The sequence below is a fragment of the Amphritea balenae genome (genome assembly GCF_003858655.1).
GTDB lineage: Bacteria > Pseudomonadota > Gammaproteobacteria > Pseudomonadales > Balneatricaceae > Amphritea > Amphritea balenae.
Genome location: NZ_RQXV01000001.1, coordinates 186,467 through 207,643 on the forward strand (window position 1 = coordinate 186,467; position 21,177 = coordinate 207,643).

General features: G+C 45.0%; 24 protein-coding genes. 13 read left to right on the top strand and 11 right to left on the bottom strand.

The annotated features are described in order from the left end of the window. Positions 1 to 9: 9 nt before the first annotated feature. The 3 genes from EHS89_RS00910 to EHS89_RS00920 all read right to left on the bottom strand — a co-directional run bounded on the left by EHS89_RS00910 (position 10) and on the right by EHS89_RS00920 (position 2,015). Positions 10 to 525: a hypothetical protein gene (locus EHS89_RS00910; protein WP_124924226.1), complete on the bottom strand. Its 516-nt coding sequence runs from the start codon at positions 523 to 525 to the stop codon at positions 10 to 12. A gap of 14 nt (positions 526 to 539) precedes the next feature. Next, positions 540 to 1,079 carry a BPSL1445 family SYLF domain-containing lipoprotein gene (locus EHS89_RS00915; protein ID WP_124924227.1) on the bottom strand — a complete coding sequence of 180 codons (540 nt, stop codon included), beginning with the start codon at positions 1,077 to 1,079 and terminating at the stop codon, positions 540 to 542. A 75-nt stretch (positions 1,080 to 1,154) separates the two neighbouring features. Beyond that, complete coding sequence (locus EHS89_RS00920; protein WP_124924228.1) at positions 1,155 to 2,015, bottom strand: LysR family transcriptional regulator; 861 nt, start codon at positions 2,013 to 2,015, stop codon at positions 1,155 to 1,157. 96 nt (positions 2,016 to 2,111) lie between these two features. On the opposite strand from EHS89_RS00920, the gene EHS89_RS00925 reads away from it, so the two are divergent. Further along, complete coding sequence (locus EHS89_RS00925) at positions 2,112 to 2,900, top strand: glutathione S-transferase family protein (protein ID WP_124924229.1); 789 nt, start codon at positions 2,112 to 2,114, stop codon at positions 2,898 to 2,900. Between the two features lie 22 nt (positions 2,901 to 2,922). Here the strand turns inward: EHS89_RS00925 and EHS89_RS00930 are convergent, their stop codons facing one another. Further along, positions 2,923 to 3,138 carry a DUF3820 family protein gene (locus EHS89_RS00930; RefSeq protein WP_124924230.1) on the bottom strand — a complete coding sequence of 72 codons (216 nt, stop codon included), beginning with the start codon at positions 3,136 to 3,138 and terminating at the stop codon, positions 2,923 to 2,925. A 100-nt stretch (positions 3,139 to 3,238) separates the two neighbouring features. On the opposite strand from EHS89_RS00930, the gene EHS89_RS00935 reads away from it, so the two are divergent. Further along, positions 3,239 to 4,540, top strand: a complete 1,302-nt coding sequence (locus tag EHS89_RS00935) for an O-antigen ligase family protein (protein ID WP_124924231.1) — start codon at positions 3,239 to 3,241, stop codon at positions 4,538 to 4,540. After that, complete coding sequence (locus EHS89_RS00940; protein ID WP_124924232.1) at positions 4,537 to 5,364, top strand: MOSC domain-containing protein; 828 nt, start codon at positions 4,537 to 4,539, stop codon at positions 5,362 to 5,364. The genes EHS89_RS00935 and EHS89_RS00940 overlap by 4 nt, the downstream gene beginning before the upstream one ends. Positions 5,365 to 5,378: 14 nt before the next feature. On the opposite strand, the gene EHS89_RS00945 is transcribed toward EHS89_RS00940, so the two are convergent. Further along, the gene (locus EHS89_RS00945) at positions 5,379 to 7,247 is read right to left on the bottom strand and encodes a tRNA(Met) cytidine acetyltransferase TmcA (protein WP_170167376.1); all 1,869 of its coding nucleotides are present in this window, start codon (positions 7,245 to 7,247) and stop codon (positions 5,379 to 5,381) included. 116 nt (positions 7,248 to 7,363) lie between these two features. On the opposite strand from EHS89_RS00945, the gene EHS89_RS00950 reads away from it, so the two are divergent. Beyond that, entirely contained in the window at positions 7,364 to 8,791 is a 1,428-nt protein-coding gene (locus tag EHS89_RS00950; protein WP_124924234.1) for an FGGY family carbohydrate kinase, read from the top strand. Here EHS89_RS00950 and EHS89_RS00955 read toward each other — a convergent pair whose 3' ends face one another. The 3 genes from EHS89_RS00955 to EHS89_RS00965 all read right to left on the bottom strand — a co-directional run bounded on the left by EHS89_RS00955 (position 8,792) and on the right by EHS89_RS00965 (position 11,282). After that, on the bottom strand, positions 8,792 to 9,580 hold the full coding sequence (locus EHS89_RS00955; protein WP_170167377.1) for a glycerophosphodiester phosphodiesterase family protein: 789 nt from the start codon (positions 9,578 to 9,580) through the stop codon (positions 8,792 to 8,794). It abuts the gene before it with no gap. A gap of 65 nt (positions 9,581 to 9,645) precedes the next feature. After that, positions 9,646 to 10,608, bottom strand: a complete 963-nt coding sequence (locus EHS89_RS00960) for a GGDEF domain-containing protein (protein ID WP_124924236.1) — start codon at positions 10,606 to 10,608, stop codon at positions 9,646 to 9,648. 68 nt (positions 10,609 to 10,676) lie between these two features. Then, a complete protein-coding gene (locus EHS89_RS00965) occupies positions 10,677 to 11,282 on the bottom strand; it encodes a DUF924 family protein (RefSeq protein ID WP_124924237.1) in 606 nt (201 codons plus the stop codon). A 247-nt stretch (positions 11,283 to 11,529) separates the two neighbouring features. Between EHS89_RS00965 and EHS89_RS00970 the strand changes: the two genes are divergently transcribed. The 3 genes from EHS89_RS00970 (at position 11,530) to EHS89_RS00980 (ending at position 13,367) form a co-directional block, all read left to right on the top strand. Continuing rightward, positions 11,530 to 11,772: a hypothetical protein gene (locus tag EHS89_RS00970; RefSeq protein WP_124924238.1), complete on the top strand. Its 243-nt coding sequence runs from the start codon at positions 11,530 to 11,532 to the stop codon at positions 11,770 to 11,772. A 155-nt stretch (positions 11,773 to 11,927) separates the two neighbouring features. Continuing rightward, on the top strand, positions 11,928 to 12,734 hold the full coding sequence (locus EHS89_RS00975; RefSeq protein WP_124924239.1) for a hypothetical protein: 807 nt from the start codon (positions 11,928 to 11,930) through the stop codon (positions 12,732 to 12,734). A 15-nt stretch (positions 12,735 to 12,749) separates the two neighbouring features. Then, positions 12,750 to 13,367 (top strand): glutathione S-transferase family protein, encoded by a 618-nt coding sequence (locus EHS89_RS00980; protein ID WP_124924240.1) that lies wholly within the window; start codon positions 12,750 to 12,752, stop codon positions 13,365 to 13,367. A gap of 22 nt (positions 13,368 to 13,389) precedes the next feature. Here the strand turns inward: EHS89_RS00980 and EHS89_RS00985 are convergent, their stop codons facing one another. Both EHS89_RS00985 and EHS89_RS00990 read right to left on the bottom strand, forming a co-directional pair. Then, positions 13,390 to 14,232 (bottom strand): glycerol kinase, encoded by an 843-nt coding sequence (locus tag EHS89_RS00985; protein ID WP_124924241.1) that lies wholly within the window; start codon positions 14,230 to 14,232, stop codon positions 13,390 to 13,392. Positions 14,233 to 14,332: 100 nt separating this feature from the next. Further along, positions 14,333 to 15,124 (bottom strand): TOBE domain-containing protein, encoded by a 792-nt coding sequence (locus tag EHS89_RS00990; protein ID WP_124924242.1) that lies wholly within the window; start codon positions 15,122 to 15,124, stop codon positions 14,333 to 14,335. Positions 15,125 to 15,250: 126 nt separating this feature from the next. On the opposite strand from EHS89_RS00990, the gene modA reads away from it, so the two are divergent. Genes modA through modC form a run of 3 tightly spaced genes read left to right on the top strand, consistent with a single transcriptional unit; the run spans position 15,251 to position 17,785 of the window. Next, complete coding sequence (gene modA, locus EHS89_RS00995) at positions 15,251 to 16,021, top strand: molybdate ABC transporter substrate-binding protein (protein ID WP_124924243.1); 771 nt, start codon at positions 15,251 to 15,253, stop codon at positions 16,019 to 16,021. Continuing rightward, a complete protein-coding gene (gene modB / locus EHS89_RS01000) occupies positions 16,011 to 16,697 on the top strand; it encodes a molybdate ABC transporter permease subunit (protein ID WP_124924244.1) in 687 nt (228 codons plus the stop codon). Before modA ends, modB begins: the two co-directional genes overlap by 11 nt. Further along, positions 16,697 to 17,785 carry a molybdenum ABC transporter ATP-binding protein ModC gene (gene modC, locus EHS89_RS01005; RefSeq protein WP_124924245.1) on the top strand — a complete coding sequence of 363 codons (1,089 nt, stop codon included), beginning with the start codon at positions 16,697 to 16,699 and terminating at the stop codon, positions 17,783 to 17,785. Before modB ends, modC begins: the two co-directional genes overlap by 1 nt. A 21-nt stretch (positions 17,786 to 17,806) precedes the next feature. Here modC and EHS89_RS01010 read toward each other — a convergent pair whose 3' ends face one another. Beyond that, positions 17,807 to 18,424: a helix-turn-helix transcriptional regulator gene (locus EHS89_RS01010; RefSeq protein WP_170167378.1), complete on the bottom strand. Its 618-nt coding sequence runs from the start codon at positions 18,422 to 18,424 to the stop codon at positions 17,807 to 17,809. 532 nt (positions 18,425 to 18,956) lie between these two features. On the opposite strand from EHS89_RS01010, the gene EHS89_RS01015 reads away from it, so the two are divergent. From EHS89_RS01015 to EHS89_RS01025, 3 genes are all read left to right on the top strand, one after another. Continuing rightward, positions 18,957 to 19,142: a Flp family type IVb pilin gene (locus EHS89_RS01015; protein WP_124924247.1), complete on the top strand. Its 186-nt coding sequence runs from the start codon at positions 18,957 to 18,959 to the stop codon at positions 19,140 to 19,142. 61 nt (positions 19,143 to 19,203) lie between these two features. Then, entirely contained in the window at positions 19,204 to 19,824 is a 621-nt protein-coding gene (locus EHS89_RS01020; protein ID WP_124924248.1) for an A24 family peptidase, read from the top strand. After that, positions 19,821 to 21,176: an ATP-binding protein gene (locus EHS89_RS01025; RefSeq protein WP_211340267.1), complete on the top strand. Its 1,356-nt coding sequence runs from the start codon at positions 19,821 to 19,823 to the stop codon at positions 21,174 to 21,176. Before EHS89_RS01020 ends, EHS89_RS01025 begins: the two co-directional genes overlap by 4 nt. The last annotated feature ends 1 nt before the right edge of the window (position 21,177 follow it).

Consider the following 21,177-nt stretch of genomic DNA (forward strand, 5'->3'; position numbering starts at 1 on the left):
ATTGTCATATTACAAACCATCCATAATATCGATCACATCGATGACGGTTGCATCACCTTCAAGAACTTTGATGACTTTATTACCAATACGTCGGTGCTGCTCTCCTGCAACCTGATCCAAAACTCTATTCAGATCATCAGGCAAGGCTTCAGTTTGGGAGTAAAGCTCAGCATCCAGAACCTCCCCTGCAGCAACTTTTTTCTGCCAACCCGGAGGAAGCTCCCCCCCGCGTGATATTTTTTTCTGTAAACCCGGCGGTAATGACTTATGTTTATTTTTCCCTTTCTGTTTATCCGCACCAGACGCCTGTGTATCAGCACCCAGGAAGTAATTACGGATCACCCGCCTCTCTTCGCTGCTATAACGACTTTCTGATCTGCCCTTATCAGGCTCCGTTCGCTGTTCAGACTTTACAACGCCTGTTACCTTTTCGGTGTTTTCATTTCCGGCCCAATCGGGCTTTTTTGCCAGCGCAGGTGAGCAGACCATCACGCAGCACCAGAAAGATACAATCAGTTTATTCATAATAAATAGTTATCTTATCGTTGAATTCTGGAAATTTTGGAGCCTTCAATGCTCAGATTGTACATCAGCCCTTTATTAGAAAATATAAAGCCAATGATTGGCTGCTGAATAGTATTCGAATCGATCTCTCCGCCAGCCCCCAAAGTAGCCAGAGCCACACTGCCATCAACGCCAGCCTCCCAGCCATCACTATTGCGGAATTTACGTAGTGCATCAGCGCTCATAAACAGAATAATTTCGGACTTTAACTGCGCGCCTAGCTGAAAGCCAATCGATGCAGATGCAACATTATAATAGGACACAGTCTTGCCATTGAGCCTCAAGGCTCCCTCTCCATACTCTCCGCCAATACCGATTCCTGCCTTAATCACTTCAGGAAATACCAACACCCCAGCCGCCTTACGGGTTAACTCTTTACCTGCCGGACTGTGTTGATAGAATTCTTTCAACGCTTGATTAACTTTGGCGTTTATTTCCTGAGCCGAAGCAGCCAGTAGCGATGAACTTAGTGAAAATACGACCAGCATCAAACACAATTTTCGCAACAGTCTCATAGCATAACTCTCTGAGATTAAAGGTATTTCAATTATGGTTCAGCAATTCAAATCGAGCAAATTAAAACTATAACGTTATGTTGTACTAAAAATTAAATGCTCATCTGCAACCTGATTCTTTAGCCAGTCTACGAATACTCTGAGTCGCTGTGTTTTTATCAGTTCAGGGTGTTGAAGCAGCCACAATTCCCGGACAGGGGCACTCTCACTAAGGGGCGTCAGCGCAAAAGACTTTGCCAAAAAACAAGGCAGATAAGCGATACCCAGCCGCTGCTTTACCGCTTCCACTGAAGCCAGGCCAACATTAACTCTAAGCGCAACTTTTGCATCCGAATAATGGGTTTGCTGCCAGCGCGATTCCGGCAAGTTGATATAGCGTTCATCTAAACAAATCCAGGGTAAAGCGCTTATATCCGAGGTAACGTCTTTGGCAGATCCTGTATAAATGGCGTAGTGCAGATCAGTCAGCTTGCTGATCACCATATTGCCTGTTTCCGGCCGCCCCATACGAATAGCAAGATCAGCTTCTCTACGTGTCAGGCTCAACTGCTGAGCATCGGCAATCAGTTCGATCTGGATGCCTGGATATTTCTGCTGAAAATCGGGTAATCGAGCTAATAGATAGCCATTGATAAAAGTAGCAACAGACGTAATACGTATAGAACCTGTCAGAGCCTGATCCTGACTACTCAATCGCTGCTCTATCTGCATTACCTGTTGTTCGGCCTGTTCAGCCATTGCAACAATATCTTCAGCATCATCTGTCACCAGATAGCGATTATTATGGCGTATAAACAGCTTAGTCTTCAGATCGGTTTCAAGACGCTGAATACGCCGTGCAACCGTTGTATTGTTAACGCCCAACTGTTGAGCGGCACCACTTAGCGTACCGGCACGATAAAGGGCAAGAAAATAAGTAAGATCATTCCAGTTCATACTGCAACTTTGCAGTATTTATCTGCAATTTTCTATATTTATGATCTTTTTTTGCAGCCATATACTCATATAACTGAGCAATAAATGGTGAAACTCATGATAACTTTATACACCCACCCCATGTCCCCCTGTGCACAAAAAGTCAGAATTGTACTGGCTGAAAAAGCATTAAACTGGCAGCCCATCCATGTCAATTTACAACAGAAAGAAAATCTACAAACCTGGTATTTAGAACTTAACCCGCTGGGTGTAGTGCCTACATTAGTTGAAGATGAGAAACCGGTTATCGAGTCTTCACTGATTTGTGAGTACCTTGAAGATCGCTACCCGCAAACATCTCTTCGCAGCAATGACCCCCATGAGATCGCCAGCATGCGACTCTGGTTAAAACATATAGACATTAAGCTCCATCCTGCCTGCGGTGCATTACAATGGCCTCTGATAATGCGCCCGGCTTTGCTTGAAAAGAGCCAGGAAGAACAAGCCGCACTAATCAATGCAGTTGTTGAACAGCCCCGCCGTGAGCGACAGCGTCGTCTGCTGGAAATGGGGCTTGAAGCCCCTGATGTAATTGGCGCAGTAAAGACCTACGCTGATACAATAAAAAAAATGGAAACTGCCTTACAACAGCACAGATGGCTTGCCGGCGAACAGATATCACTTGCTGATTGCGCAATGGCCCCCTATTTTCAAACAATTAAACAGTTTGGTTGGGAAATGTTCTGTGAACAAGCGCCAGCAGTCTCACTATGGTTTGATAGAATCAGCTCAAGAGAGTCTTATCAGAAAGCAGTCTCTGCAGACTTCTCAAACCAGACTAACCATGAGTTACTGGAAACAGGAAAGCGGGCCCTGCCGATAATAGCAAAGCACTTATCTAGTTAAGCAGGCAAGTTGAGCTGAAAAACTAGCTACGTAGCGGCCTGAGAACATCCTCCAGGCCGTTTAATTTCACCTCATATAAGATCTGCAACAGAATACCTATCTCCCCCTCAGGAAAGCCTTTACCCGCAAACCAGACCAGATAGGGCTCCGGCAGATCCATCAATACCCTACCCGAATACTTACCAAACGGCATTTTCATATTGGCTAACTTTTGCAAACGCTGGGGTGTGATTTCCATACTTCTCCAGAATTATGATTATTAAACAAATCATCTCTACTACAATGAATATTTATATGATCGATTACATAAATCAAACATTAAAAAGAGCATTAGCTAAATGAACTCTAAGCAAGATCAGTTTCTTGCCATTATATTATTTTTTGTAACGGCTGCCACTTGTCTGACAGGAAGTCCGCAAGCTTATATTAGTGCACTTCAGATCGCAGTTTACGAAATAATTTTCATCTCCACCTGTATCTTCTTGTATATCAGGCAGCCTTTTGACGGCTCGGTATCTATCGACAAGGCCAGCACATTCTTCATAAGCACTATATGCGTTATATTACTTTTGAGCGCTTATTTCAGTTTTTCGCAAGCAAGTAACCATACGGGAATAACAGTTCTTAGAGTAACAACACTATTCATTCACCTAATCTATTGTTTTGTTCTGGCACGTTACCTCAGAAAATCAAATATCGGAGGATGGTGGTTCTGTTACAGTATTATATTCTCAGCTACCAGCATGGGAATTGTATATCTATTTTACGCTCTTATTCTTCAGGTAGATCCGCAGTTTCTCATTAACAATCCATTATTTGCAGCTCACTACAGGCATGTAGGTTTTGTTTCAGTAGTTGCAGCAATTTTGGCAGCAATTCAAATAGTCCGCTTTAACAACGTAAAAATCTTGTTTAAGCTATATATATGTTTGCTAATTATAAATTTAAGTTTTGTTATATGGTTAGGAAGTAGAACTGCAATTCTGCTATCTATCATTGCTCTCATACTTGTCGGTTTTGCGTCTTCTTTTAAAAAGCTACTCAACCGGAAAATAATCATCACCTACTGCTTGAGTATTTGCATTTCATTAGTTCTGGCAACTCTAACTTCAGTTTATCCCTGGAATGGCCCATTAAGAACATATAATGCAATCACATCATACAAGCCTGATAATAGTAAAACTCCTATAACGGTTAAACAGTCTGACTTTTCTTCTGGCCGCTTTCAAATCTGGGGGGATGCAATAGATCTCGGCTTATCTAATCCTTGGGTGGGGGCTGGACCTGAAAGTTACCATTTTTCAAACAAAGAAGAACAAAGTGAATTTTTCCACCCTCACAACAGTCTCATTCATATCTTTGCTGAAGTTGGCATATTCGGTTTAATTACCTGTGTAGCACTCTGGGCAAAAGTGATACTCAATTTTAAGAGCCGACTCCTCCACAAACACAGCACACTAGAACAGTTTCAACTTAACTTAAGTGCTTTAATGATCGTTCTGTCCCTAAGCTTGTTAAGCCTTACATCAGGCTCACTGTATTTTGCTCAACCTCTCTTCATTTTCTTCTCTGCAATTGCATTTCTTGCAATTGTCATAGAAAGTAAAACCCCCGAAACAATAGTGCATACTTCGAAATGATCCCTCTGATTTCAGAAATTATGATTTATCCGATTAAGTCTACAAACGGACTCTCGGTTAAGAGCAGTCTTGTCACCCCAATAGGGCTAGACTTCGATCGTAAATTTGTACTCTGTGATAAGAAAGGTAGATTTATAACAGCCCGAATCAAACCTGAGCTGTTAAACATTTCAACTGTACTGAGCGCAGAAGGACTGTGCGTAAGTGCGCCGGGACAAACGAACCTACAGATAAAATATAAAAACTTTAGCGCCACGTACCGTCCCGTTGTCGTCTGGGGGGATACCATCAATAGTCAGCACTGCAGTGCTGAAGCAGACCAGTGGTTCAGTAACTACCTGGGACGACCCTGCCAGCTATTCTTCTTTGGCAACGAATCCGCACGGCCACTCAAACATTATCCTTCTCAACAAACCGCCTTTGCCGACGGCTATCCGCTGTTGTTGATATCCCAAGCCTCATTAGATGACCTTAACCAGCGCTGTAAAAAGCCTGTCGATATGACGCAATTACGTCCTAACCTGGTTGTATCTGATACACAGGCCTACGCTGAAGATAGTTGGAAAAGGATCAAAATAGGTGAAGTAGAGTTTGAAATAACTAAGCCCTGCGGGCGCTGTATTCTGACAACAGTCAATACAGAAACGCTACAGCGGGATCCTGATCGGCAACCCTTAAGTGTCTTAAAACAATATCGAAAAGGCAGCGATGGCGAAGCACACTTTGGCCAGAACCTGATAGCTATTAACACGGGTATCATCGGGCTGAATGATAAAGTAGAAGTTTTAGACACTCAGGAACCTGAAGACTATAAGAGCTTCTAACCAGCTTTCCCAATTTATCGGGTTAACAGTTCTCGTAGTTCCGGTTCCAGATCCCGGTACTCATCCGCCTGAAGAAGCTCTTTCCTGCAGCGGCTATTCGCTTGCTGTTGCAAACTGAACCCCTGCTCTGAGATACCTTTAAGCATTACCGCAGCATGGGTGCCACTGACTTTGTCCCGCCGATACCCCAGCCGTTGTATTTGCATACCTTGCCCTTCCCAGAACTGACACAGTGCTGTTGTTGCACCAAAACTTGTGCCTATCCAGTCAAGTTTACTATTTGCCCGGCCTATCGCTGCTATCATCTGGGTACCAATCCCCCGGCGCTGGAAGTTTGGCATAACAGCAATTCTCATTACTCTTATGCCTGCGCAACAAGCTGCTTCTGGTATTTGAGCGTGGGCTAATAAAGTTTGAGGAATAAGATGGCCTGTAGGTCGACGTGTACCTGCCTGAATAGCCTGCGCTAATGATGCTTCTATCGGTCCTTCTCGAGCCAGTAACGCAGTCGCTACCAGCTGTTCATTATTGTTTGCAATCTCGAAACCACCCCAGACTTCCAGGTTGGGACTATCGAGCAAAATACGAAGATCGCCGGGAGTCGTTTTATAATGTGCTAAAACCAGTAAACCAAACAGCTGTCTTAACAGCTCTGGCTGTTGTGCCAACAAATCCCGGTCAAGTTGACGATATTGAAAACTTACCGAACTCGTCCCTATCGCTGTATCGCTTTCAGGTTCTGCATCCAACAATAAAGCAGTATAAGTAAATGACTCGAAAGGATCCCCCTCTGCCCAACGGATAGGCTGTTTCATTCTGAAGAAAACGGTATCTGGCAGAGTACGCTTTAAAAAGGGTAAGAAACGAACAGCAAATCCCTGCCCGGTTCCTTCATAGCCATGAATAGTCGATGCAAAAATCACCGATTTATTGATTAAAAACTGCCGTAACACCGGAGCAGGTATCGCCGCAGCTTCATCAACTAACAACAGGTCGGCAGTTAAATGCTTCTGAATGAGCTGATCCGGTAACAGGAATCTGACTTTACTCTGACCATAACTCCAGCAATCTTTAGCTTCAGTGACTAACTGATCAGACAGCAGTTCAATTAGTATCTGAATAGCAGATTGCACCGCACTGCGGCTAGGCGCCGTTATTATGATATCCGTGGGTTTTCGACTCATTAATCTGGCAGCCAGAATACCCAGGGCGGCACTTTTCCCACGGCCCCGATCAGCGGTAACTACAGCTACCGCAGGTGCCCTGGACAATAACGTCTCACAAGCAGCAACAAACCGATGCTGATCCCTGCTTCTGTAAGGCACCTCTATCACGGGTTGAGGTGAACGCTCATACCCTGGGCTATCCAGCGGCTCTGGTTTTATTCCCTCCTGCAGTAAGACAAGATCAGGATCATTCCGGATGATTCGACAAAGGTGTTGGATAAAACGCCGCCCAACATCCTTTGACTGATATGGCTCGACAGCGATACTACTATACTCAGGATCGTCAAATGCGGACCAGTCCGCCAGCGGAGGGGTAACAAGAATAAACAAACCTCCCGCACTGAGCAGACCCGCAACCTGCCCAAAGGCATTTGGATTAAAGCCGCTCCAACTATCGAATACGACTCCCTGACGCTCCTGCCCGAGTACCTGATGAGCCTGCTTGCCACTAACAACAACTAAAGGTGAGGCTGGCAACAGTCCAACAGCCGGTTCCCCCACCCACAACCAGTTATCCAGATCCAGATCTGCTAGTTCTGTTAATTGCTGACACCAGCCACGACTGCCACTTAAGACCAGTAACTGTCGATATATACTGCCGCGTTGGGCATTATATAGTCCTGTTATATACTGCTGAAGCGGTTCAATCTCGCTCACTGTTCTATCCTTAAGATCATTCAGAGCAGATTTTACACTCTCTGTTTCGCCGAGCATAAGAAAAAATAGCGAATTTAAAGGGGCAATCTTTATGACATCTGCGATGGAAAACTGGTATGCATTCTGATCTCTGTCTGGTGATGGACCAAGGAAGCCAAAGCAGCAGAGCGATGATATTTGATCGTTTTGGTAACTGTTTAAGTCAGGCACAAGTGCGGATAAAGATTCAACTAACACCACCCAACCGGGCTGAACAGTCGCCGGAGCAGATATTAATATCGTTAAAACGCGCAGCTTTGGAATCGATCAGTAAGTTAAACTCTGCAGACCGCCGCCGCCTGAAAAGTGCATCTTTAATCACTCAACGATCCAGTACACTCTGCTGGGATGCCGATACAGGTGAACCTTTGACGCCTGTAATCAGTTGGCAGGACAGACGTGGTGTGCATTATCTTGAAGAGCTAGCGCCTCTGGCCCCACTACTAAGACAACTGACCGGCCTCTACCCTAATGCGCATTTGCCCGCATCAAAATTACGCTGGTGTCTTGAGCATAATAACTTCAGTAAAGCGTTACACCGTATCAAAGGCGGCCCTATCGCTGCCTGGCTAATAAAAAATCTCCTACACGAACAAACGGATCAGATTGATGGTGTTACCGCTGCCCGAACCATGCTTTATTCGATTAATGATAAAAGCTGGCATCCTGAGTTATTAGAGCTATTTCAGATTCCCGAGTCGCTGCTCCCCGATATAAAACCCTGTCAGCATAACTATGGCAACCTTAAGCTGCCGGGCTGCGAACTCCCGCTTACCTTTGTCAGTGGCGATCAGGCGGCCGCTTTATTTGCTTTTGGTACCCCTTCCCCTGAGAACTTATATATCAACCTGGGCAGTGGTGGTTTTCTTAATCGAATATTGGATACGCCTGGATTGCAGCCACAAGAGCGACTTCTTCACCACACGATTCTGGCAGCAAGACAACCCCTTTTTAGCGCGGAAGCAACTATAAACGGTGCCGCAAATGCACTGGAGTGGGCATTTAATATCTGCCGCCCTCACAGTCGACAGCTTGACAAGTGGCAAACAGAATATCCGGATCCTCCTCTGTTTATGAATATGGTTGGTGGGGTAGGATCCCCGGACTGGTGTCCGATTGAACGTTCTTGCTGGATCGGTGAGGAAGAGGAACCTAAAGCCAGACTTGTGGGCGTAATGGAAAGTATCATTTTTCTTATTCTGCGCAATATTGAAGCAATGTCAGCACTTCCCCCGCCTGAGAAGATAATTATTGGCGGTGGTATCAGCCAGCTAAATAGCCTTTGCCAGGGGTTAGCTGATCTGAGTGGGTTACCTGTCCTCAGATATAAACAGCAGGAAATAACCGCAATGGGAGCCGCCTGGTTAACCCTGAATAACAGCATACGGCAAATGGAACCGGAGCAGCGTTTCACTCCTAATACTAATACTGCCCTGAAGCAGCGCTACCGCAACTGGAGCAAGGCATTTAATAAGCATCTTGATGAGGTAAGAGACGAACTATAACTAACCTTTCTGATTCATCAGAACTTTACGCATGGAGGAAATCGAAAAGGTTTCGATCAGATCAGCCCCGCGCTGAAATAGCTGTCGGGCCAGTTGCACATCATTAATCTCATAGAAAGCAACAAGTACCTCGGGCCATTGTTCTTTTTCATGCAATAAATCAGCATCACCAAGACAAAGGTAATTAAGAAAAAGATATTCCGGTTTTGACGAAAACTGTTTATACCAATCTGAAGCCGGAAACTGACAAGACACCCACCCTGTACGCCAACCACTGTCCATCGCCCGGCCGACTAAAGATGATGAAAAGCTGATTAATACAACCTGTTTTTTCACCAGTTCTAATAGCGGTAAAGTTGAGTTTAAAAAGGCCTCTGTACCAAAGGTTTCCAAAGAGATGCGTTTATATTCAAGAAAAAAAGTTACCTCAGGATGATACAGAATCAGATTTACCAGGTGTTGCAGGTGCGCAATGGGCTCATCTTCAAATTTATCACCAAAGGCCACCGGGTTATGCAGGCTATAACGCTCCAACTCATCATAAGTTAGCAGTTGTATTTTGTTTTCCGCTCCTGACAATCGTTGCATATCCCGGTCATGGTACAGAACTGGCTGCAGATCTGCCGTTAACTGAAGGTCAACTTCAACAAATTTTGCCCCTTTAGCGATCGACCTTTCTACAGCCAGCAGTGAGTTTTCCGGATAGCGGGCGGCATAGCCTCGATGTGCAATCAAACGATCTGACAGGAGTGAATCAATGTAATTACCAGAGCCGGGCAACTTATTCAAAACATCCTCCATGACCAGAATCAGTAAGCAAAAGTAATCTACAAAATATGGCTTAAACCGTTATTTTAACCTGAATAAGTAACCGGGATTTCAAGCGGTCCTTCTGCCTGAGCACATACCTGGTCCCGACCACTGGCGATCGCCTGATTCAACGCACCAAGAGTTTGTTCAGAAATATACTCAGCCGTTAACAACGCTGATGGCTGCATAGTGCAGATACCAATGCTGATGCTGAGTTGCTTACCACTGATCTCAATTTCCCGCGCCTGCTGGCATAACCGTTCAGCCAGTACCGGAGATTGCTCATTCGTTGCAGGTAACAGCAATGCAAAGCGCTGCTCGCCTATCCGCGCAACCAGATCACCTGGACGTGAAATTGCTTTTTTTAATAATTCAGCAATCTGACAAACCTGCTGTTCTGCAAAACCTTCAGGCTGTTGGTCCAGCTCTTTAGGGTCGACTTCAATCAGCAATAACGTCAAAGGGCTGAACTCACGCACCGCACGCCGGCACTCAGTATCCAGTAATTGCTGAAAGTGACGCTGGTTTGTCAGTCCGGTCAACTCGTCCAAAATGGCAACCGAGGCCAGTTTCTGCTGGCTCAGCTGCAACTCCATATCTTTGTATTCAATCGTCTTATGAAACTCCCGGGTACGACCCGACATATTCATCGCCATACCTAACAACACAAAAGTAAGTCCTCCCCCCATTAAAGAAATAAACAGCGGCAAAAATGTATGGTGGCTTTCCACTATAGGATCAGCGAGGCTAAAGAATTCATCCTGGGTTAGCTCGCTCTGTGGGCCGTAGACCGCCCATAACGCATTGATATTTTTAGCCTGACCGGCAAGTTCATAATCCACTTCATCAACCCGGTGCTCTACCGCCAGACGCACAGCCTGTACAGCAACCCTCTCTTCATAAGAGCGTATTCCTACAAATATTGCAGCAAACACTAAGAGAGAAATCATCAAAATAACAATCGTCTGTATCCGACTTTTATTATCAGACTCTTTTGTATTAATCACGATCCGCTTTCCTTGTAATGGCACCCTTATATGCCAGTAAATACCTTTTTCAAAAACGATGCAAACCCCTACTGCCCATAGCGTTTATGTGGCTGATTCAGATAAGACAGCTCTTCAGGTGATGAAGCCCTGTTAAGAATCTTATTACGATGGGGAAAACGGCCAAACCTTACAATCATATCCCGATGTTCATTTGCAAAATCCAGGGCATTATCAATATGATGTCGCAGCTCTCTCGGGGTTGAACATAACATTCCTTCCATCTGACTAATGCACAAATCTTGTGCTGTCAGGTCTTCCGAATGCTCTAATGGCATGTAGAAAAAAAGCTTTTCACTTTCTTCTAGTACCGTATCATGCCCTAGCTTTATACCCTGGCGGCATAACTGCTCAGCTCTGACATCACCAGAAAAAGCATCGGCAGCGCCCCGATAGATACTCCGCGTAAACTGATCCAACAGGATAATCAGTGCCAACCGTCCACGAGGCTGTCCCGCCCAGTCATCCAACTGCCCCCATAGAGCCTGTCGTACCTGATGGCCAAACAACTCAGAAATTAATTTATCCATGCTGTCATCGCCAAACCACCACAGTTTTTTACGATCGGTCACAGGAAAACCCCGGTCTAACTCACCAAACCAAAACTGCAGTACTTCCTCGATCTGCTCCGTCATAACCCCAACCCACTTAAACTTTCGTTGCTCGTAGTATAGAAGAACTATCAAGTCGGGATTAAGTACACAGCCACTCTTAAATAATGATACAAATCAATTAATATATGAAATATTTAAGTATCGCTTTTAACCTCAATTTTCTTATGGATAATTTTAGCTTCTCTCCCATCAGGGCTTATCTCAATAAGCTCGATTAAGGGAATGGTTTTACCATTCTAAAAATAAAAACAATCCGGAGGAACTACAGATGTCCATGAGTGACCTGTACACATACAACGACACGCAAATGAACCTGAGTCGCGTACGCAACGGCGTACTGGTATTTACCGGTACCACTGATGATGGAACGGAACTGCGTTTGGAAGTTGCGGAAGAGAAAAAAGTAAAACAACTGGATATTGAAATGAAAGACGCCTGGTCTTTTGTGGATCTGATCCCTGACGCCAGTTCGATTTTTGTCGGCGCCGTTAGTTGGCAACAACTGCAGTAACAGCGATATACCATGCACCAGAGTAATCTCCCACTCTGGTGTAGCCCAGCCCAATCCCCTTTACCTCTTTTTTCTTACTTAAATCTGTTTTAGTCTGAACCTTCAGATCTAATTAAACTCTGTTAAGCAGCAATGATCTTAAAAAGGAGTCACAGATGCGTACCTTTATCGTTCTGGTGTTACTGGTTGTAGCGGGCATCGCTGGATATCTCTATCAGGAGAACCAGAAACAATCGGAGCAAGCGCTGAATCAACCCCTGAATCAGCCCAGAATTCAACCCGACGAGCTGTCTAAAATTGCCGCTCAACGCCATATTGATAATCTGACTCCCGCTCCTGAAAACGTTATCCCGATAGAACAGGCCAACCATTTCGTTAGTAAAGACCAACTGTTAAAAATTCCCGCAGCCAAAGCCATAACTCAGGCCACGACTGAAGTCATCTCTGATGGCAACGCCAGTAGTTTTGGCGTTCAACTCGAAAAAATTGGCCAACAGAGCACTTCACAGTCCAGTACTCAAATGAATACCCAAGAAGTAATAAACAATGGTATACAGTTAGCTCTGGCTGATCAGATAAAGCTGCAGGAATTATTGAATGATCCGGATGACACTTCCGGTAAACTATTCTATATCCATGGCGTCACTAATAGCGACCGACAAGGCTTGTGGGGCATCATTCAGAGCGGACTGATCCATACGTTTGCACAAGGCATTCAGTTAGATAGCAGCCTGATAAGCGCGACTATTCCAAAATCAGCAGATGAACGACTCACTAACAGCACCAGTTCTTTTCTCGGCGCAATATTAGACAGGAAAGTAAAAGATACCTATGTCTATAATTTTGAAAAAGGTATTCTTGGGCGAAATCCAGATCTGATCAATCCAGGCCAGGAGCTCATCATCGTAACTTTTACCAATGCAGAGCTCATCAGTATCTACAATCATTTTGCCAATCAATAACGTCGGGAGATCCACATGATAGATCTGTATACCTGGGGTACCCCCAATGGCCGAAAAGTATCCATTATGCTGGAAGCGACCGGATTGCCCTATATGGTACACCCTGTCGATATTACCGCTAGGGATCAGTTCGAGCCGGACTTTCTGGCTATCAGCCCTAACAACCGCATTCCGGCCATTATCGATGATGAAGGACCTGATGATACAACCATCAAGCTCTTTGAAAGTGGCGCTATTTTGCTTTATCTGGCAGAAAAAACCGGCGATTTCATACCGACGGATCCAACCAAACGACTACAGTGTCTACAGTGGCTAATGTGGCAGATGGGTGGATTCGGTCCCATGTTAGGACAGGCACACCACTTCAATCGTTTTGCCAAAGAGACTATTCCCTACGCAATTAAACGCTACAGTGATGAAAGCCGGCGTCTATGGAGCGTACTGGACCAGCAGTTGTCCGGTAACCAGTTTATTATTGATCAGGAACTCAGCATCGCCGACTTTGCAGTCTATCCATGGGCTTGCCGCTGTGACTGGCAGGGGATTCAACCCCGTGACTACCCACATGTTCAGCAGTGGATGGAACGCATGGCCAATATTGAATTTGTTCAAAGGGGAATGCAGATCCCCTGACACAGGTTATTAATGACCATAGCTAGCACTCAATACCAAATTTTCGCAGAGCTCTGGGCAAGCGCTCATCCAGATCATCTAAATCGCTTTCCTGAAGCTCTAACAGATTTAGGTTATTTGCCTGATACAGGCTCTTCTTGCGCATTTTTTCAGCCAGATACGCAGGATCATTTTCACTGCCCCAGAACTCAATATAAAGTTGACCATCGGGTAAGTAAAAATCTGCCTGGGCTTGCTCTACTATCGGTAGATACCTTTTACACGCATGAATGATTCCTGACAGGTACAGCCAGTTATCTATTTTCACTTCCGCTTCTGAACGTAACAGGTGCCCATCTAAAGCACTGCAACCACTGATACTCGTTACGGCGGTAATGTAGCTATCAAACTGTTTCAAGTTACGTTTAAAAACAGCATCTTCAGTCAACCGCTTCGGCCATGAAACATAGGGGATTGCGGTACGAGAGTCTTCTTTCTGAACACCTCCAACAGCCACACCACTATCAGTCACTTGCCAGCCTCGTAGCCAGGGTCTAATCCAACCCAGCTCTGCCAGTAACCGGTTTATAGTGGCAACAGAGCGTCCGGTTTTAAGTCCCAACCCTTTAGCACTGGTATAGCTGTCTTCCGGATTGATCAGTGCACGATGGCTCAATACCGACTCAGGCCAGACAATATAACGACCAAACTTGTCACTTTCTCTATAGCTGCCCTGCTCAAACTCGCCTTTAGCGGTCAATGTCCATTTTTCATTATCACGCTTTATCCAGCCAAGCGCTTCCAACTCAGCAAACATCTGCCGGGTTGTTTTAGCTAGTTTTTTAGCCAGCGAAGAGGTCGATAGTTGCTTCGGACTCTTTGTCATTGCCTCTGTTCCACACGTGAATTCCGTAGCGTTATATTGCTAACATCGTTATTGGTATTAGATACTGTGATATCTAACGATTTTGGTCAAAACAATTTTCTTATTCATCCATAGTCGCCAGCAGAATCTGAGTAGAATCAATTGCCACGTTTAGCACCTGGCCCAATTCAAATTCAGCTTTACACTCATCAAGCTCTAGCATCAAGCAAATGGTCTGGTCTGTAGCAATTTGAACTATTAATTCATGCTGTTGGCTCAGAACTGAGTGACTAATTAACGTGCCGGAAAATATATTTTGATTGCCAGCGTCTAGCACATCAGTTTCTGATAGTAACCTGACCGAGGGCGCTTTTATCATCGCGAGCACCTCACGTCCGGGGTAAAGCTTTAACTTTTCACTACTTCTCTGAGTCACCTCACTAGCCAAAGTTAACCCAGAATTAAGCTCAATATTAATGTAATCATTTATGCCCGATCGCTTTATTGCTGTTACCCGACCTATAAATTGGTTACGGGCACTATTTTGTGCTGAAAAACGTGTGACCGCAGCCAGCAGACTATCCAGGGGAACTGATTCATCCATAAGTGACTTGAGGGCGCGACTTTGTATTTCAGTTAACAGACTATAAAGCTTAATCAGTCGCTCCCCTATCGGTGTGAGACTCGCACCGCCACCACCTTTCCCTCCAACGGCAAGCTCAATCAATGGTTGCTCAGCACGATCATTCATATCCCTGACCGCATCCCAGGCAGCCTTATAGCTCATTCCGGACAATTTAGCCCCCTGGCTTACCGATCCAACCTCAGCGATAGCCGCTAACAGCTTCATTCGACGTGGATTAGCGAACATCCGTTGTTCTGAGTTCAAAATCAGTTGAGCATCAAGCTTCATAAGTAGATATCTCTTTTGGGGGACTGGTACAGACTCGCTATAAAGGCTAGTATACAGCGATACGCTATAAAGTTAACTACATACCGCTATAGTTCGTTAAAACTGGCACTGGTACCTTTTCTTCATATGAAACTATTTATAACCTCGCTGTGTTTCTGGCTAAGCTGGGCGTCACCCGCACTTTATGCCCGCCCACTTACTGTATTTGCAGCCTCTTCGCTGACAAATGCGATGAATGAAGTCGCCGCAGCTTATCAGAAAGAGTCCAACACAAAAGTGATAAGCTCCTACGCAGCATCTTCCGCTTTGGCACGTCAGATAGCCTCGGGCGCACCTGCTGATATCTATATAGCAGCCAATCACCGCTGGATGGATTATCTATCCGAACAGCGATCAGTGAATAACGCTAGCATCAAACCTCTCTTACAAAACAGCCTTGCACTGATTGCCAGCAACTTTACAGGAACACAACCGGTTACTCTGAAGAGTCTACCTAGCAAGCTCAATAATGACTATCTGGCCATCGCCGATCCGGATCATGTACCAGCGGGTATTTACACCAAACAAGCGTTACAGAGCCTGCAGTTATGGGAGTCCCTTAAATTAAAGCTGGCCCGGGGACAGAATGTACGTAGCACTCTGCTTTTAGTCGAGCGTGGAGAAACCCCTTACGGAATTGTATATCGCACTGACGCGATACAAAGTCAGCACAGCCGTATTATCAGCCTTATACCCGAAAGCCTGCATCAGCCCATTAGTTATCCCATTGCACTGGTAGCCAATCATCAGCCAGAAGCTCTACAACTATACAACTTTCTATTTTCCCCCCAGGCCCGGGCAATCTTTACTCGCTATGGATTCATAATGTCCGAAGAGATCAAAGCTGATGCTCAGTGAATATGAAATAAGTGCACTACTGCTTAGTCTGAAAGTATCTGGCATAGCAGTACTTTTCAGCCTGCCCCCCGGGATATTACTTGCCTGGGTATTGGCGCGTTATCAGTTTCCTGGAAAAAGCCTGCTAGATAGTTTGATTCATCTGCCGCTGGTTCTGCCACCTGTCGTCATCGGCTATCTGTTGCTCGTTAGCATGGGAAAGCAAGGTATTATTGGTAGTGCGCTAAATCAGTGGTTTGGCTGGTCATTCAGTTTCAGTTGGCGTGGGGCAGCACTGGCCGCGGCGATTGTCGCTTTTCCACTCTTAGTAAAAGCAATTCGCCTGTCATTGGAAAACATAGACATTAAATATGAACAAGCTGCCAGAACACTAGGGGCCAACCCTTTGAAAGTGTTTTTTACCATCAGCCTACCTTTAACAACACCAGGCATTCTGGCCGGCACAGTGTTGGCATTTGCCAGATGTATTGGCGAATTCGGTGCCACCATCACCTTTGTATCCAACATACCCGGAGAGACCCGTACATTGCCACTAGCGATGTTCAGTTTTATAGAAACACCCGGCGCCGAAGCAGAAGCCGCTCGATTATGTATTATCGCAATTATTCTGGCACTGACATCATTACTGCTTGCTGACTGGCTCAGTAAACGGGTACAACAGAGGTTCTCACACTGATGCTGACCATCCAGATAAAAAAACAGCTGGGAACTTTAGCAATAGAGACAGATATTCATCTCCCTGAGCAGGGGATAACAGCCCTCTTTGGCCGCTCAGGTTCAGGTAAAACCTCACTTATCAATCTGATTGCCGGTTTGTTAACACCTGACGGCGGTAGTATAACCATCGGCAACAACCGGGTGTTTGATAGCAAACAAAAAATCAACCGACCTCCTGAACAACGTCATATCGGCTATGTATTTCAGGATGCCCGGCTATTTCCTCACCTGAAAGTGATAACGAACCTGAACTACGGCAATAAAGAAAAGGATCCGGACCAATTTAAAATTATTACCCGTCTGCTTGGAATTGAACCACTACTACAACGCTATCCGGCATCGCTATCCGGCGGAGAGAAACAACGTGTCGCGATTGGCAGAGCCCTGTTAAGCAACCCTTCAATGTTACTGATGGATGAACCCCTGGCTTCTCTGGATACCCCCAGAAAAGCTGAGCTGATGCCCTATCTGGAACAGTTAACAACAGAAGTTAACATCCCTATTCTTTATGTCAGCCATAGCCTGGATGAGATTTTACGCTTAGCAGACCAGCTTATTCTAATTGATCAGGGCAAAATCATTGCCAATGGCCCTTTGGCAGAGGTCTGGAGCTCTCCTCAAATGACCCCCTGGCAAGCAGAGCAGGATGCCAGCGTAGTGCTAGAGGCTAAGCTAAGCCATCAGCATCCCGACTATGCGATGACCGCTCTGGCGCTGGATAACAATCTTTCACTCTGGACAACCCGCATAGATGCTACTGAGAAAACACCGGTCCGCTTACGTATTTATGCCAAAGATGTATCGCTGGTAAAGCAACCATCTGAACAGAGTTCAATCAGGAATATATTATCAATGACTGTTGACTCAATAGAGTATTCCGATAGTGGGGATACATGCCTTGTTAATCTGCAGGCAGGGAGAATACAGATAAAATCCAGCATCACACGTTGGGCTGCTGATGAACTGGGTTTAGCTAAAGGGCAAACCATTTTTGCCCAGATAAAAGGCATGAGTGTAACGCCAAAAGATCGGGTTCCGGGCCTTTAAGCTCTCAGATAAAATGAAAAGTCAGGCTGTCTTAAGCAACTCACAAGCAACCGCATCGGGTTGATTGTTTTCTTTCAACAACTGCCTGAACCGGGAAGGAGTCACTCCGAGGTACTTTTTGAACGCTCTTGCATAATAGGATGGATCATTAAAACCAACCGAATAAGCTATGTCTGAAATAGAAGCTGCCGGATTTTGAAGCAATCTGGCCGATTCAGTTAATCGATAGTTAACAAGATACTCCTGAAATGTAATATCAAAAGCCTGCTTAAACTGTCGACTGAACTGACTAACAGTCAGACTACATAATTTAGCCAGATCTTCTTCCGTCATTTTCTGACTATAGTGAATCTCAAGATAGTTTAGCGCAGGCTGTAGCTGTTGCTGGCTGACAGGCGGTGCCCGAAACCTTACCTCATCAGGTAAACGCACATGACCCGATTGTTCGAACTGTTGGCGTAATGAAAAACAAAATTCATTAGCATTACTTAAAGAGTTGATAACTTCAGCTATAACAGATTCAGATAATGGCAAAACAAAGTAATCCCAGACACCTGTCCTAAATGCCCATACAGCTAAAGCTTCCGAATGCTGTTCAGTAAACATCAGAATAGGTGAGTCTGGATACAGGTTATGCATCTCCTGTAATAAATTTAGACTGGGAATATCAGGATAATCGTATTCAAAGCAAATTATATCTGCTTTACATTGTAGCAATGTCTCTATTGTTAACTGCTGTCGTATGAACCTGGTTATCTGATATCTATTATCAAACTGCTGAAGCAGTGGTGAAATATCATCAGAACTCCTTAGATCAAGCCAGCTCATTGTCATCTTCATAGACATACATATTATCCTTCGATTCAACCCTCCCTAGCAAAATCTTATTAAATACAGCGTTCTATATCGCTCTATATCAGAGCTCATTTAAACATCTTTAGTGATATATAAGCTTAGATTCATTACAGGGAAAAGCGACATTATAGATCTTGAACAAAATTCATATAGAAACTCAAAGCCAGATTCAAACAAAATAATCCTAATATATTTCAAAAAAATCCTATCGGTTATTGGTATGAATATCTAAATTTCCTGTTACCTCCTGTAGCCAGAAAGCGACGTGTCGATATAGGCGTCAGGAACAACGACTCAAATTAACGGGGATAGACAAATGACTATTCAAACACTCAAGCAACAAATCAAGCTTTTCATCCAGGACGAAGATGGTCTGACAACCGTGGAATATGCTATTGCCGGCGGCTTAGTCGGTGCAGCGGTTATTCTGGCATTCCGAAATCTTGGTACCGCAGTGAATGGTGAAATAACCGGCATCACTAACGCAATCAATGCAACTTAGTGGTAGCAAAAAACAATCTTGATTCATTAGTCTGACATCAACCGTTACAGGAGAAGTTGTTATGGTACATACATTAATTACTGAACTACTTCTAACACTAACGCTTCTCCTGATGGCGGTGGTAATTTTAATCGACATGAAATGGCATAAGATACCAAATTTTATTTGTCTCTCATTTCTTTCTATAGGCCTCGCAGTTCAGCTTATTAATGACGGTTTGATTGGCCTGATTTATGGCACCGCAGGTGTAGCTTGCGGTTTCCTGCTGTTTTTACCTTTCTACATTCTTAAAGGGATGGCCGCCGGTGATGTCAAAATGCTTGCCTCACTGGGGGCTATTCTGGGCCCCCAGGAAACTTTTTTTGCTGCCATGTTCACTCTGATTATTGGCGGAATACTGGCTCTGGTTATTCTTCTATACAAAGCATTATTCCATGTTGGGTTCAGGAAAACCCTTGATATTCTACATAGCTATTTAGACAGTATTCAGATTTTCATCGCGACTAAAACCATCGTCAGACCGAACCATCAAGCGCAAGAATTAACCAATACCCGGTTCCCCTACGCGCTGGCAATTTCTGCTGGCAGCTTTACCGCACTTTCTCAACACTCAATCTTTAGTTTTATCCATATTAAAGCCCTGCTGGCTAGCCAGCTGGCCCTCACCGGAGGTTTGTTATGAGCGATTCATCTAACACTACCGCTCTGTCTCTGGATACCATGACCTCACTGGCAGATCTGGCACCCAAACCCAAGACAATAGAAGACACCGGCTTATCAAAACTTTTTCTGAGTGAACTACTTAGCAAGCACCTCTATGATTCAGGTGCGCTGACCATATCAGAGCTGGTAAAGCGGCTGACCATACCCGGATCAGTGATAGAGGAACTACTTAGCTATCTACGCCAGGAAGCGCGATTAGAAGTTCTACCCAAACTAGGCAGAGGCCAGGAACTGCATTACAGTCTGACCGACCTCGGGCGGGTCGCAGCGTTTGATGCACTGAATAAAAGTGGCTATATCGGCCCTGCGCCTGTTCCTCTGGCATTTTATGAACAGATAGTTCTTGCACAATCCGTGCATGACACTCAAATTACACATGAACTGACGCACTCTGCATTTAAAGATGTTGTCATTAAAGACTCACTACTGGATCAACTTGGGCCTGCACTTAATTCCGGACGATCAATAGTCATTTACGGCCCCTCTGGTACAGGAAAAACATACATATCACAGCGACTAACCGGGCTATTAACCGACCAGTGTCTTATACCCCATGCGATATCGGTTAATGAGACCGTAATCCAGCTATTTGATCCGCTAGTCCACAAAGTACTGCCAGCCAACGCTGATAGCAAAGCCCCGAGCCTGCTATTTAAATCAGGTTACGATACACGTTTCCAGCTCTGCCAGCGCCCAATTGTTATAAGTGGTGGTGAGCTAACGCTCGACATGCTGGAAGTACAATACGATAACTCAACCCATCTCTATCGTGCGCCACTACAAGTTAAAGCAAACAACGGTATGTTTATAATCGATGATATGGGTCGCCAGCGGGTATCCCCTGCCGATCTTTTTAATCGCTGGATCGTGCCGATGGAAGAGAAGATTGATCATCTAAGCCTTGGCAACGGCCACAACTTTGAAATACCGTTCAACGTCATCCTGGTTTTTTCTACTAATATCAATCCACTCGAGCTGGGCGACATGGCTTTTCTTCGAAGAATAGGCCATAAAATATATTTCGATACTCTGGATCAGGCTGACTTTACCGCTATCTGGAATCAGGTATGCGAGGAGAAACAGATCACCTGCTCGCCGGAACTGCTTTCTTATCTGTTTGAAAACCACTACCAACGAGAGCATCGCTCAATGCTTCCCTGCCACCCCAGGGATCTGCTCGGTATAGCCCAGGATAAAGCGATGTATCTGGGCACCCCTACAACCCTGACCCGCGAACTGCTTGACTGGGCATGGGACAGTTACTTCGTCAAGCTGGAACAACAGGAAGGACAGCCAATACTCAACGGCTAGC